The sequence below is a fragment of the Methylobacterium sp. NPDC097929 genome (assembly GCF_049543375.1).
Taxonomy (GTDB): domain Bacteria; phylum Pseudomonadota; class Alphaproteobacteria; order Rhizobiales; family Beijerinckiaceae; genus Methylobacterium.
Map to the genome: position 1 here is coordinate 60,190 of NZ_JBMVEP010000009.1, position 12,079 is coordinate 72,268.

14 protein-coding genes are annotated in these 12,079 nt (G+C 73.8%); 2 read left to right on the forward strand and 12 right to left on the reverse strand.

The genetic code is table 11. The annotated features are described in order from the left end of the window. Positions 1-44: 44 nt before the first annotated feature. The 11 genes from ACPCJR_RS19180 to ACPCJR_RS19230 are packed head-to-tail and all read right to left on the reverse strand — an operon-like array spanning position 45 to position 9,019. Positions 45-3,953, reverse strand: a complete 3,909-nt coding sequence (locus ACPCJR_RS19180; RefSeq protein WP_391514263.1) for a baseplate multidomain protein megatron — start codon at positions 3,951-3,953, stop codon at positions 45-47. Between the two features lie 24 nt (positions 3,954-3,977). Beyond that, entirely contained in the window at positions 3,978-4,439 is a 462-nt protein-coding gene (locus tag ACPCJR_RS19185; RefSeq protein ID WP_391514261.1) for an NlpC/P60 family protein, read from the reverse strand. A gap of 7 nt (positions 4,440-4,446) precedes the next feature. After that, entirely contained in the window at positions 4,447-5,340 is an 894-nt protein-coding gene (locus ACPCJR_RS19190; RefSeq protein ID WP_391514260.1) for a DUF2163 domain-containing protein, read from the reverse strand. Positions 5,341-5,350: 10 nt separating this feature from the next. Continuing rightward, positions 5,351-5,992 (reverse strand): phage distal tail protein, Rcc01695 family, encoded by a 642-nt coding sequence (locus ACPCJR_RS19195; protein WP_391514258.1) that lies wholly within the window; start codon positions 5,990-5,992, stop codon positions 5,351-5,353. A 12-nt stretch (positions 5,993-6,004) separates the two neighbouring features. Continuing rightward, positions 6,005-6,649, reverse strand: coding sequence for a phage tail tape measure protein (locus ACPCJR_RS19200; protein WP_391514256.1), 645 nt, complete (start codon positions 6,647-6,649; stop codon positions 6,005-6,007). After that, positions 6,646-6,879 carry a phage tail assembly chaperone gene (locus ACPCJR_RS19205; protein ID WP_391514255.1) on the reverse strand — a complete coding sequence of 78 codons (234 nt, stop codon included), beginning with the start codon at positions 6,877-6,879 and terminating at the stop codon, positions 6,646-6,648. The genes ACPCJR_RS19200 and ACPCJR_RS19205 overlap by 4 nt, the downstream gene beginning before the upstream one ends. Then, positions 6,876-7,202 carry a gene transfer agent family protein gene (locus ACPCJR_RS19210; protein ID WP_391514254.1) on the reverse strand — a complete coding sequence of 109 codons (327 nt, stop codon included), beginning with the start codon at positions 7,200-7,202 and terminating at the stop codon, positions 6,876-6,878. The genes ACPCJR_RS19205 and ACPCJR_RS19210 overlap by 4 nt, the downstream gene beginning before the upstream one ends. A gap of 13 nt (positions 7,203-7,215) precedes the next feature. Then, a complete protein-coding gene (locus ACPCJR_RS19215; protein ID WP_391514252.1) occupies positions 7,216-7,626 on the reverse strand; it encodes a phage major tail protein, TP901-1 family in 411 nt (136 codons plus the stop codon). Between the two features lie 33 nt (positions 7,627-7,659). Further along, entirely contained in the window at positions 7,660-8,082 is a 423-nt protein-coding gene (locus ACPCJR_RS19220) for a DUF3168 domain-containing protein (RefSeq protein WP_391514250.1), read from the reverse strand. Then, positions 8,079-8,420 carry a head-tail adaptor protein gene (locus ACPCJR_RS19225; RefSeq protein WP_391514249.1) on the reverse strand — a complete coding sequence of 114 codons (342 nt, stop codon included), beginning with the start codon at positions 8,418-8,420 and terminating at the stop codon, positions 8,079-8,081. The genes ACPCJR_RS19220 and ACPCJR_RS19225 overlap by 4 nt, the downstream gene beginning before the upstream one ends. A 23-nt stretch (positions 8,421-8,443) precedes the next feature. After that, on the reverse strand, positions 8,444-9,019 hold the full coding sequence (locus tag ACPCJR_RS19230) for a head-tail connector protein (protein ID WP_391514247.1): 576 nt from the start codon (positions 9,017-9,019) through the stop codon (positions 8,444-8,446). Positions 9,020-9,046: 27 nt separating this feature from the next. Here ACPCJR_RS19230 and ACPCJR_RS19235 point away from each other — a divergent pair, with 27 nt between their 5' ends. Both ACPCJR_RS19235 and ACPCJR_RS19240 read left to right on the forward strand, forming a co-directional pair. Next, positions 9,047-9,799, forward strand: coding sequence for a trypsin-like serine protease (locus tag ACPCJR_RS19235; protein WP_391514245.1), 753 nt, complete (start codon positions 9,047-9,049; stop codon positions 9,797-9,799). 143 nt (positions 9,800-9,942) lie between these two features. Next, positions 9,943-10,791 carry a S1 family peptidase gene (locus ACPCJR_RS19240; protein WP_391514243.1) on the forward strand — a complete coding sequence of 283 codons (849 nt, stop codon included), beginning with the start codon at positions 9,943-9,945 and terminating at the stop codon, positions 10,789-10,791. A 6-nt stretch (positions 10,792-10,797) separates the two neighbouring features. Here the strand turns inward: ACPCJR_RS19240 and ACPCJR_RS19245 are convergent, their stop codons facing one another. Next, positions 10,798-12,066 (reverse strand): phage major capsid protein, encoded by a 1,269-nt coding sequence (locus ACPCJR_RS19245; protein ID WP_391514241.1) that lies wholly within the window; start codon positions 12,064-12,066, stop codon positions 10,798-10,800. Positions 12,067-12,079 lie beyond the last annotated feature (13 nt).

A 12,079-nucleotide genomic window follows, 5' to 3' on the forward strand; every position in this document is an offset into this window, starting at 1 on the left:
GGCCTCCCTCGCGCGGGTTGAAGTCGGGTGTCGGGATCGGCGGTTCAGGCCCGGCGCAGGCTCACCCGTGCCCGCCGCGCCGGCCCGAGGCCGGTCCGTGCGCCGAGCTGCGCCACGGCGAAGTCGATCTCGGTGAGGAGCGCGCCGAAATCGGCGGCCTCGTCCGAAGCGGCGTAGAGGGCACTCGGGGCCGTGCTGGCGAGGCTGCGCAGGATGCGCCCGTCATCGGCGAGGATGTCGACGCGGTAGGCCTCGGCATCCTCGCCGAGCGGCACCTCCGCAGCCTCCCAGCTATCGGCGTCGCGCCGGGCGCGGCGGGTCCAGCTCAGGCGAATGCCGTCCGGCTCGCGGCGGGCGCGCAGGTGGACCGGGCTCAAGGGAACGAAGGGATCGAGCCCGGCGGTCGCCTCGAAGCCGATGAAGGTCGGATCGGCGGGATCGCGCTCCGCCGGGCCGACCCGGTAGAGGAAGCGCCGGCCCGCCTCGTCGAGGCGGTCGACGAGGGGGATGAGGGCGCCGTCGTCGAGGCGCACGATCAGGCTTCCCGCCGGGGCGGGCCGGCCCGCGGCGGCCTCGCTCCCGGCAAGCCCCCGGATCAGGCCGGACAGCCGCCAGGTTCCCGGCCCGTTCAGTTCGGCCCCGGCTGCGGACAGGATCTCGACCACCCCGTCCATCCCGACCAGGGCGAACAGGTTTCCGCCCGCGAGCGCGGCGGCCTCGCCGATCGCGGCGAGTCCTTCCGCGTGGCGCAGATCCACGTCGAGGCGGGCGTTTCGGTCGAAGCGCCAGAGCGGGCCGGGCGGCAGGATGGCTCGCGTGCGGCCGAGGCAGGCCGGATGGTCGAGGGTGCGGTGGGGCAGGAAGGGGGCGCCCTCGCCGTCCGAGCGCCACAGGGCGATCGCGCCGGGCCAGGGGTCGGCGGCCACCGCGAGGTAGGAGAGCGGCACCGGGCTGCCGCGCTCCACCGGCAGGACGAGCGGCAGGGCGAAGACCGGGCCCGGCTGGGCCGGCGGCGTCCGACCCGGGCGCGGCGCGGGCGCGGCAGCCCCGGGATCGCGCCGGCCGGAGGGCGCGGCGCGGGTCTCGATCCGGCGCCCGGCCGGGCTGTCGTCGATACGGGCGATGCGGTGGAGCGCCCCGGAGCGGTCGTCCGGCAGGGTTACGCGGTCGCCGGGCTCCAGGTCGATCCGGCGCGGACTGAGGGTGAAGCTGGCGCTCTCGCGCCCGGCCAGAGCCGCGTCGAGCAGGGATTCCGCCAGCCCCTGCACCGCATCGCGCCGGCTCACGAGGGCGGCGTCGATCCGAACCTCGCGCCGCCGGCCCCCGGCCGGCCGCGCGGCCGCGGCGGTGGCGCGGCGGTAATCCGGACTCTCGCCGTCGCCGAAGCCGATTTCGATGGAGCGGGGCAACTCGCTCTCCTGCGCTCGCATCCGGTGCAGGGCCGCCGTCTCGCCCTCCCCGGGCACGAGGTCGCCCGCCCGCAGCGGGACCGGATCGGCCGCCCCGGCATCGCGGATGCGCAGGGTCCCGGCCGAGACGCAGACATCGAGGTTGAAGAGCCGGGCGAGGGGCTCCAGCGCCTCGCGGGCGGAGAGCGGACGGTCGAGTACGTATCCGTCGAGGAAGCCGGCCGCCTCGATGGCGGAGGGCGCCTCGATGCCGAGATCGGCGAGGATGGCCGCGATCAGGCGGTCGAGTTCCAGCCCCTCGATGCGCCCGGTGATCCAGTGGCCGAGCGCCCAGTTGGCAGCGTCCGACCAGACGGAGGCGAAATCGGGGAAGGCGGGAAAGGGCCGTGCGTCCCAGGCCCAGACGAAGATGTCCTCGGGCGCGATCATCCGCCCTCCGTAGACCGGCGAGACCGGATTATGAGCCGGCTCGAAACCCGCCTGCGCCGGATCGAACCGCGCCAGGATCGCCTCGAGTCCGCGGATCTGAATCAGGTCGTCGCGGGTGGCGCGGGAGAAGGGCGGGCTGGCATTCTCCGACGATTTCGGATCGGGGAAGACGTTGGGCCCGTTGGTGCCGCGATCGACGGCGGGGATGCCGATCTCGGTCAGCCAGATCGGCTTCGAACCAGGCATCCAGGCCGTCGGGCCGGTCTCGACGCCGCCCGCGCGCTCGACATGCGGATTCGACCACCAGCCGACGAGATCCTTGGCCCGATAGATCCAGGGCTTGCCGTGGGCGCCGTCGGTGATCGGCGTGCGGATCTGCGCCGCCCGGTCCTCCGGACCGGCATAGAACCAGTCGAAGGCCTCGCCCGCGCCGAGGCGATGCTTCAGGTAGGCGCGGTCGTAGATGTCGGCGGCCTCCGCCGCGTCCCGGTGGCCGGAGCCGTCGCGCCAATCGGAGATCGGCGGATAGTAGTCGATCCCGATAGCGTCGATGGCAGGGTCCGCGAAAAGCGGATCGAGGGGGAAGCGGATCTCGGCGCCCTCCTCGCGGACATGGGCGCCGTACTCCGTCCAGTCGGCGGCGTAGGCGAGGCGCACCTGCGCGCCGAGCCGCGCGCGGACGTCGACCGCGAGCGCGCGGAGATGGTCGACGGCCGGGTAGGAGCCGCCCGGCCCGCGCACCCGCGTCAGGCTCACGAACTCGCTGCCGAGGATGAATCCGGAGAGCGGGCTGCCCGCCGCGGCCCAGGCCGCGGCGAGGGCGGCGTAGTGCAGGATCATCGCCCGATAGCCCTGCGGCCCGTCGAAGAAGGCCGCGACCTGAGCGGTCGCCGCCGCCGTACCGTCCGGGCTCCCGGGGCGATCGGGCGCGGGGTCGCAGGTGATGCGCCCGCGCCAGGGATAGGGAGCCTGCACGCGGCTCGGATCGCGCGGATCGGGCAAGGTGGTGCCGGCCGGCACGTCCATCATGACGAAGGGATAGAGCACGACCGCGAGGCCGCGTCGGGCGAGTTCGGCCACGAGCCGCCCGAGGCCGGCATCGGAGGGCGTACCGCCATAGGCCGCGCTGTCACCGGACCGGGAGACCGGTGCCGCCGTCGCGCGCGTCCGCCCCGCGACGGCCCAGGGCTCGCCCGTCGTCACCTTCGCGGCCGCATCGACCCGCGGCGTCACGGTGCAGTGCCCGGCGCGCAGGTCGTCCCCGAACCAGCTCGCCACCACCGAGACCCGGGCGAGGCGCGGGCAGAGCGCCTGAAGCGCGTCGAGGGAGGCGATCACATCGCTCGCTCCCTGGAACTGAAACCGATTAGCCGGCTTCGTAGCGCCGAAACCGTTATCCTCGCTCACCGCGAGCGGATCGAGGCCGAACTCGGTGGAGCCGGGAATCAGGCAGACCGCGCGAATCCTCGCTCCCAGCCCCTGGACAGGACGGATGACCTCGAAGGCGAATTGCGGAATGCGGTTGCCGAAGGCCGCGAGCGGCAGCCGCTCGAACACGACGTAGGCCAGACCGCGATAGGCGGGCGCGTCGTCCGCGCCCTCCTTGGCGACGATGAGCGGGTCGGCGGCCTGCGTCGCAGCGCCGGTATGGACACGCAGGTTGAGCGTCGTCAGATCGAGCTCGGTACCGTCGGCCCAGATCCGGCGCACCAGCGCGATCTCGCCCGCGCACAGGCCGACCGCGACGTTGGCGTAGGTGCTGTAGGCGGTGCGGATCGTCTTGCGCCCGCCCGCGCCGCCCTTGGAGCCGGAGGCGGTGCGCTCCACGGTGGTGTTGGCGACTTCGAGCGGCCGCGTCGCCCAGATCAGGGTACCGCCGATGCGCGCCCGGCCGTAGACCCGCGGCACCGGCGCCCCCTCCGTCGAGGCGAGGCCGCCGAGTTCGGTCAGCCGCGGCCCCTCGACGAAGCGCGGGCCCGCACCGCCGCCGAACAGGCCGTCGTCGAGCGCCGCGCCGCCGGCGGCGCCGACGACCCGGCCGATCATCCCGCCGATAGGGCCGCCGAGCGCGCTGCCGACCGCCTCGCCGGCCGTCTGGAGGACGAGCGTCGCCATGCAGGACCTCCGGATCGGCGGGGTTCAGGACGCTTCGGGGAAGCGGAAGGCGTGGGCGAGGTGGCGGCGCCACCAGGGCGTCAGGGCGACTTCCGTCACCGCCGCACCGTCATGGGCGTGGATCATCGCCGCCGGGCCGGTGGCGATGGCACAGTGTTTTGCCGGCAAATGTGCGCGGAAGGCGAAGAGCAACACGTCGCCGGGTCGAGGCCGGTAGGCCGGCAGAGGCCCTTCGACCGGCACGAGGTGGCGTCGGGCGGCGGCGAGCAAGGGAGCGTCGCCGGGGCCGGCGGATTCCGCCCACGAGGCGGCGTAGGGCGGCGTCTCCTCCGGCTCGGGTCCGAGCACGCCGCGCCAGACGCCGCGCAGCAGGCCGAGGCAATCGCAGCCCACGCCCTTCAGCGAGGCTTGGTGCCGGTAGGGTGTGCCGGCCCAGGTTCGGGCCTCCGCCACGATCCGTTCCGCGAGAGGGGAGGACGTCTCCATGGTCGCCTCACCGGAACAGGCTGGAGCCGTCGAGGCGTGCGCTCGCCTGAGGCCCGCTCCGCAGCACGAAATCGTTGCCGGGCATGTGCGGAAAGCCCTGGAAGTTGAGGGTGTTGGCGAACTTGTCGCGGCAGGTGGCGAGGCGCTTGTCGCAGCCGGCGGTGAGGGTGAAGGTGTCCCCCGCCGCAACCGGCCGCGGCGGCGGCTCCCAGAGTTCGAGGATCACGCCCTCCTCCGCCCGCAGATGGGTTCGTAGGTCCCCTGCGTGCCCGGCATTGGCGCCGCCTTCCCAGGCAAGGCGGCCGCTGGCGAACCAGCCCGTCGCGAAATCGCCCGCCAGGGTCACGGCGAGCCGGCCGGATTCGAGGGCGGCGCCGACGGTGCCGGCCGCGCGGTAGCGCGGATCGGCGAGGTTGACGCGGCAGCGGCTGTCGCCGACCTGCGCATCGCAGGCTGCGCGGAAGCTGCGTCCGGTCTGGGCGTCGAGGCGATGCATCAGCCCGCGCAATTCTGCGACGAAGGCGCCGCCCGCTTGCCTGATCTCGCCGAGGCTCGCCACGTCGAGCAGGATGCGGGCCGCAGGCTCACGCCAATCCACCAGCCAAGTCTCGATCCCGGCCCCGTCATAGAGCCCGGCCGCGATGTCCGCCCCGGTGATTCCCGCCGAGGTCAGCGCGCCGGCCACCTCGCCTCCGCTCACCGCGAAGCCGAGTTCGGCGCTGGCCTCGGCGGCCTCAAGGCCGGTGCGCGCGGCGTAGGTCACGCCCGAGAAGGTCAGATCGCGGTCATGGTCGGTGAAGCCGAGGACGAGACCGTCGCGGCGGCGCAGGGCCCAGCAGCGGCACAGGGTGGTCGCGCCGCTGTCCATGCGGGCGGCGAGGGCGGATGGAATCGCGCGCATCGGCGCCTCCTCAGGGCACGATCTCGATCACCGGAATGCGCGGCACCTCGCCGGCGGTGAAGGCGGCCAGATCGATGGCGAGTTCGTCGGTGTCGAAGCGGACCGGCACGTCGAACTCGAAGCCGGCGGTGACCGCCGCGCCGGGCGGCGGCACCGCGTCGGGCGCGAAGGTCACGAGACCCGCAGCGGGATCGCAGGAGACGGCCGCGCCCGTCACCTCGACGCCGCCCACGGCCACGCGCACGCTGCCGGCCACCGGCTTGACGATGGCCCGGCGGTACGGTTCCGGGCCGGCCCCGTAGGTCTTGGCCAGCGCGAAGACGCGGGTGGCACCGTCACCCGTGCCGATGGCTTGATCGGTCGGCGCGACCGGACGCGAGGGCGGCCCGGAGCGGTGATCGACCCGGTCGCGGTAGCGGAAGCCGTAGAGCCGCCCGCGCCGCTCCTCGAAGAAGCTCAGCACCGCATGCAGCGCGTCGAGGGTGCGGATGCCGAGGCCGGCATCGTAGCGGCGGCGCGAATCCGCCCAGCGGCTGTTGCGGTGCTCGCGCCCCGAGGCCAGCGTGACGATCTCCGTGCGCCGCACCGGTCCGCCGCTGCCGCGCAGGGACACGTCGAGGGGAAAGCGCACCTCGTGGAAGTCGGAGGGCATCGCTTCGTATCCTCACAGGGCACGCCGGCCGCGGGCGACGGCGCGGGCGAGGCGGGCGGAGACCTGCGCCTCGGAGCGACGGAAGCCCTCGATGTCGGGCGTCGCGATGTTGACGGTGACGGCCACGGGCCGCTCGGACCCGCCCGCGGCGACGCCGAGGCGCCCGTCGCTGCCGCGCTTCAGCGGCAGGATCGCCTCGGGGCCGGCCTCGCCCATCAGGCCGAGGCCGCCGTCAGTACCGTTCAGCGGGAAGTAGGTTGGCGCGGCCACGACCCCGCCGCCCGCGAACGGCCGTACCCGGCTTCCCGAAGGGTCGGAAGCGAGAACGCCACCGAGGCGGAACGGCACGATCCGGCCGCCCGAGACGATCCCGCCCCGGGCGAGCGCCGTCACGCCGCCGGCATCGTCGCCCGTGCTCAGCAGACTGTTGACGAGGCTCTTCACCCCCGTCTTCAGGGGGGCGAGCACCGCCTTCACCGCGACGTTCGAGAACTTGCTCGCCAGCGAGGCCAGCAGGCCGTCGAGTTGGCGCCCGGCATTGAGGTTGCGATCGAAGGCCGAGGACAGGCTCTGGCCGAAGCGCTGGGCCAGCCGGTCGAGGGTTTCGAGCTGCCGGACGCGCTCGCCCGCACGTCGGTCGATCTCGCGGTCGGTCATCGCGGTTCCTCCGGATCGGGATGGGCGGCAAGCAGGCGGTCGAGGTCGGCCCGGCCGAGCACCAGGGTCCGCGGGCGGATCAGGCCGGCAGCGGCAGCGAGTTCGCGGGGCGTGGCGGCCCAGAGGTCGCGCGGGCGCCAGCGCAGGGTCGAGAGACCGAGCGTCAGCACCGCGTCCCACGGGAAGGCGGAGACGGCGGTCTCCGGCGCGGGGCCTCCCGGGGCGTTCAAGGGTCCGCGGGTGAGCCCTCGCCGAAGGTCGCGGCCAGCGCCTCGCCGAGGGCGACCGCCACCTCCGCGAGCCCTCCCGCCAGCGGCAGGCGGGCCACCGCCGCGTCGTCGAGGGCGTGGCCGCCGCCGCGCAGCGCCGCGCCGAGCAGCGCGATCACGTCGCGGGCGGCGAGCCGCCCGCCCGCGAAGCGCTCGGCGAGGCCGTTGAGATCGTTCGCGCCCAGCGCGTCCTCCAGCTCGGCCAGTGCCCCGAGGGTGAGGCAGAGGGTGTAGCGCTCCTGTCCGAGCGTGAGCGGCACCTCGCCGCGCCGACGGTTGGCCATGGCCTCGCCCTCCTCAGGCCGCGGTGAAGCTGAGCGCACCGGCCGAGTCGAGGGCCATGTCGAAGGTGACCTCGCCGGCATGGTCGCCGCGATATTCCAGGCTCGTGATCTGGAAGAGCCCCTCGATGGTGCCGAAGGCCGGCACCACGATCTGGAAGCTGTCGATGGCGCCGTCGAAGAACATCTGGCGCAGGCGCGCATCGGAGGCCTCGTCGCGGAAAACGCCGGCCCCGGCCACCGACGCCCGGCGCACGCCCGCCCCGGCCAGCAATTCGCGCCAGCGGCCGGCGGAATCGGCGTTGGTGACGTCCACGGTCTCGGCGTTGAAAGCGAGCTGCCGGGCGCGCAACCCCGCCACGGCGACGAAGCCGCCGGCCCCGTTGCTGACGCGGACCAGCAGGTCCCTCCCCTTCTGTGCACTCATGCTGCGGCTCCAGTGTTCGTGCGTTGCGAGGGATCAGGCGGCGACCTCGGTCACGGCCTCGAAGGTCAGGGTCGCGCGGGCCTCGCCGGTGCGCTCGTCGCGGCTGCCGGCCAGCGCCTTCAGGCGCAGGAGGACGAGATGGTGGCCGGTCAGGTCGAGATCGGCCTCGTCGAGGAGGGTGCCGATGCGCTCCGCGGCATCGAGCGCCGAGCGGGTCGAGCCGGGCTTGGCGAAGACGCTGAGCGCGAGGGCGTGGCGGTGGCGCCGGGCGCCCTCGACGGAATCGTCGCGGACCTCGCCGTCGCCGAACAGGGCGTAGACCGGCACGGCGCCGGGCGGCGGCTCGTCGTAGAGCTGCACGCGTCCGCCCATCAGGCCGGCGAGAGCCGCGTCCGCAGTGAGATGCACCAGGATGCCGGCGCGCAGCGCCAGCAGCGGGTTGAGGGCAAGGCTCACGGGCGCGTCTCCTCGATCACTTCCTCGACCTCGCAGACGAGGTCGCGGCAGCGCCCGTCGGGGTCGCCCACGGTGCGGATCGCGAAACGGCGCGTCCCGTCGGCAAGCCGCATGGCGGCGGTTACGCCGGGGCGGTAGCGCAGACCCACCCGGTAGAGGCCGGCCCGTTCGGTCCGTCCGTTGCGGCCCGGTTGGGCGGTGCCCAAAGCCTCCAGTGAACCCCACAGCACGGGGCCGGCGACGTAGCGGCGGGTACGGCCGCCGAACCCGTCCGGCGTCTCCATCGGCAATTCGAGCACGAGGCGGCGCCGCCGCGCGCCCATGGAGGGATGGGGCATCGCTCGGTCTCCGCTCGATCGGTCTACAGCCGCATCCGGCGGCAGGCGGCGGCGAGCCCGGCTGCCGCGGCCGGCAAGGCCCCGGACCCGACCTCCCCGCCCTCGTCGCCGCGGTTCTCGAACCACGCGGCGAGCGTGAGGTGCAGGGCCTGGATCAACGGCTCCGGGACCGGCGGCCCCTCACCGCCGCAGCCGGCGCTCACCTCGATCAGCGCGGATCGCCCGCTCAAGGGGGGAAGGTCCGGCCCGAACAGCAGACAGGGGGCGTCCCAGGGATCGGGGCCGATCCGCATCGGGCCCGGCTCGATCTCCGTCACTGCGCCGCCCCGATCGACGAGGCCGGTGCGCAGAACGGCGACCAGCGGACTCAGGGGCAGCGGCAGCAGGCCGAGCCGGGGCCACTCCGTCAGCACCACCCGGAAGCGGGCCGGCCGCAGCAGACGCCGCGCCGCGGCCTCGACCGCCGCCCGCGCCGCCGGGATGAGCCGCGCGATCAGCGCATCCTCGGCGGTCTCGTCGGAGGACAGCCGCAGATAGGCCCGCATCTCGGGGAGGCCGACCGGCTCGACGCCGGTTTCCTCGACGCGTATCGGGGTCATGCCGTCCTCTCCTGAAGCGATGTCTCGATGCGCGCGCCGAACCCGTCCGCCGCCCCTGCGACGCGCTCCGCCCTCGGGGCGGCCGCACTCACGCTCCTGACCGCCCTCCCGGCCGCGGCCATCGTCGGCGGCCGGGAGGGCGCGCAGGTGCCGGGCGCGGGCTCGGCGGTGATGGTGCTGACTTCGGGCGGCGGGGTGTGCTCGGGTGTCGTGCTCGCCCCGGACGCGGTGCTGACCGCCGGCCACTGCGTGGCGGGCGTGGGCGAGAACCGGATCCATTACCGCGACGAAGCGGACCGCCCGGTGCTGGCCGAAGTCGCCGTCCGCAGCCTGCATCCGGCCTATGACGGCGACGCGATCCGCGGACGCACCCGCTCCATCGACCTCGCCCTGCTGCGCACCCGCGCCCCCCTGCCCGCACGCTTCGCGCCGGCCCCCCTCAGCGAAGCGATGCCGCGGGCGGGCCAGGGCCTCGTGCTGGCCGGCTACGGTGCGGCGCGCGGCAACGACCGGCGCTCGATCGGGCGCTACCGCGGCGCGGCGCTTTCCGTGGTCGAGCCCTACGGCCCGAGCCGCATCCTGGTCTGGCTGAAGGCGGCCGGCGCGGGCGGCTGCAACGGCGATTCCGGCGGCCCGATCCTCGATGGCGAGGCGGTCGTGGCGGTGGCCGCCTGGGTGAAGGACGCCTGCGGCGGGCTGACCCAGGGCATCCTGCTCGGGCCGCAGCGGGGCTGGATCGATCGGACGCTCGCCGGCTGGAACGCCGCGGCGCGCTGGTGACGCGCCGTCCGAAACGTGAACGGCACGCTCTCGTTGTGGCGGAACCGGAGCTTGGCCGCCGAATTGCCTTCGGATAGGCTCCGTTCGGTCCGGGATTCTTCAAGCGAATCCGCCGGAAGGCCCGGGCCCTGGGAGACATAAGAATGGTTGCGAGCCCCCTTCGCGCGTGCCTGCTCGGTGCCCTGCTGGGGCTCGTCCCGCTCTCCGCCCAGGCCGTGGTGCAGGGGCAGACCTCCCGCGATCCGGGCGGGCTTCGCGCCTCGGTGGTGCGCATCGAGAGCACCGCGGGCGAGATCTGCTCGGGCACCCTGATCGCGCAGGACATCGTGCTGACCGCCGCGCATTGCGTGATGCGGCAGGCTGGCTACAGCGTCATCGTGGTCGATCCGAACTTCCGGCAGCGCCGCTTGCGGGTGGCAGCCGCTTCGATGCATCCCGATTTCGTGCCCGGCACGACGCCGGAAGAGCAGCCGGGTACCGACCTCGCCATGCTCAAGCTGGAGCAACCGGTCGGCCCCGGCTTTCGCCCGCTCGATCCGCGCGGCGGGTCCATCTCCACGGGCGACGCCGTCGACATCGCCGGCTTCGGCGTGGTCGCGGAGAACCGCCGTAACACCGCGCGCACCCTGCGCACGGCGCATCTGGTCTCCATCGGCTCCCTGCAGGTCGCCAACCGCGTCACCGTCGTGACCGACGCCCGCCGCCTCGCCGAAACGGCCGGCGCCGGCGCGTGCCTGGGCGATTCCGGCGGGCCGATCCTGCGCGGCGGCCAGATGGTCGGCGTGGTGAGCTGGTCGAGCGGCGCCATGCGCCAGGACCGCCGCGCCCGCACCGCCTGCGGCGGCTTCACCGCCGTCACCCCGACAGGCGAGCACGCGAGCTGGATCTCCTCTCGCGCGGCCGAGATGGCAGCCATGCCCGCCGGTGTTGCGGCGGGACAGGCCGGGCGCTCCGAGTGGATGGCCCGGCCCGCCCGGCGGCGCGCCTACTGAGTCCGATCAGGCGGCGAAGCGGAGCAGCTTGATCGCGTCGAAGTCCTGCACGCCGCCGCCGACGCGCTTCGTGGTATAGAACAGCACGTAGGGCTTGGCGGAGTAGGGATCGCGCAGGGTGCGCAAGCCGGCGCGGTCCACCACGAGGTAGCCGCGCCGGAAATCGCCGAAGGCGATGGAGTGGCTGCCGGCGGCAAGATCCGGCATCGCCTCGGCCTCGACCACGGGGAAACCCATCAGGGTCGCGGCCCGGTCGGCGGCGAGCGGCGGCTGCCAGGGGTAATTGCCGTCCGCGTCCTTGAACTTGCGGATCGCGCTCTGCACCCGCCGGTTCATCACGAAATTCGCCCCCTGGCGGTAGCCGGCGCGAAGGGCGTAAATCAGGTCGAACAGCACATCGGTCGGGTTGCTCGCCGGAAAGGCGCCGGCTGCGCCCGTCGCCACGAAGCCGAGCTTGCCCGGCACCCAGTTGGCGTTGGCGACGGTGTCGTAGGTCAAAAAGCCCTTCGGCCGGGCGATGCCGTTGCCGGTGACGAAGGCGACGCTCTCCTGCTCGGCAAACGCCGTCTCGACCTCCTCGGCGAGCCACGCATCGATGTCGAGCACGGCGTCGTCGAGCAAAGTCTGCGTCGCCGCCGGCATGGCGTAGAGTTCCATCGCCGGGAAGCTCAGCTCCGACAGGTTGGGCGCATCGGTCTGCGGACGGGGAGCGGTCTCGGCGACCCAGCCGGCGGCGGGGCCGTTGACCGAGACGGCCCGCTTGTACTGCCCGCCGGAGACGACGCGAACGGTCGCGATGGCGCGGATGGGCGAGATCTCGGCCAGCCGCCGCAGCACCTCCCGCTCGATGGTCGGCGGCACGAGGTAGCCGCCATCCGGCCCCGACCCGGCCGAGAGGGCCTTCTCCTCCAGCCGCTTCAGGCCGGCGCTCTCGCCCGCCCGGACGTAGAGGTCGAAGGCCGCCTTGTGCTCGGTGGCGGAAGCGTCGCGCGGCGCCTCCCCGCCCCCCAGCGGCGGCCGGGCGCGGTCGAGACTGATCCGGTCGAGGCGGGTCCGGGCCTGATCCAGCGCCGCATCGATGCGGGCGAGCTTCTCCTCGGTGACGACATCGGGCGCGAACCGGCTCTCGATCTCGGTGAGGCGCAGGTCGTTGGCCTCCTTGAAGGCCTCGAAAGTGCGGGCGAACTCGTCGAGCACCGCCTCGGTGCCGAGCATCGCGGACTTGTTCTCGGGCAGGCCGGACGGGGCCTTGGTCTCGAAGCGCATCTCGGTCATGGCATCCTCATCG

Coding starts and splice junctions, on each gene's coding strand:
- ACPCJR_RS19180 (WP_391514263.1), bottom strand. CDS start 3,953: ATGGCGACGCTCGTCCTCCAGACGGCCGGCGAGGCGGTCGGCAGCGCG.
- ACPCJR_RS19185 (WP_391514261.1), bottom strand. CDS start 4,439: ATGGAGACGTCCTCCCCTCTCGCGGAACGGATCGTGGCGGAGGCCCGA.
- ACPCJR_RS19190 (WP_391514260.1), bottom strand. CDS start 5,340: ATGCGCGCGATTCCATCCGCCCTCGCCGCCCGCATGGACAGCGGCGCG.
- ACPCJR_RS19195 (WP_391514258.1), bottom strand. CDS start 5,992: ATGCCCTCCGACTTCCACGAGGTGCGCTTTCCCCTCGACGTGTCCCTG.
- ACPCJR_RS19200 (WP_391514256.1), bottom strand. CDS start 6,649: ATGACCGACCGCGAGATCGACCGACGTGCGGGCGAGCGCGTCCGGCAG.
- ACPCJR_RS19210 (WP_391514254.1), bottom strand. CDS start 7,202: ATGGCCAACCGTCGGCGCGGCGAGGTGCCGCTCACGCTCGGACAGGAG.
- ACPCJR_RS19215 (WP_391514252.1), bottom strand. CDS start 7,626: ATGAGTGCACAGAAGGGGAGGGACCTGCTGGTCCGCGTCAGCAACGGG.
- ACPCJR_RS19225 (WP_391514249.1), bottom strand. CDS start 8,420: ATGCCCCATCCCTCCATGGGCGCGCGGCGGCGCCGCCTCGTGCTCGAA.
- ACPCJR_RS19230 (WP_391514247.1), bottom strand. CDS start 9,019: ATGACCCCGATACGCGTCGAGGAAACCGGCGTCGAGCCGGTCGGCCTC.
- ACPCJR_RS19235 (WP_391514245.1), top strand. CDS start 9,047: ATGCGCGCGCCGAACCCGTCCGCCGCCCCTGCGACGCGCTCCGCCCTC.
- ACPCJR_RS19240 (WP_391514243.1), top strand. CDS start 9,943: ATGGTTGCGAGCCCCCTTCGCGCGTGCCTGCTCGGTGCCCTGCTGGGG.
- ACPCJR_RS19245 (WP_391514241.1), bottom strand. CDS start 12,066: ATGACCGAGATGCGCTTCGAGACCAAGGCCCCGTCCGGCCTGCCCGAG.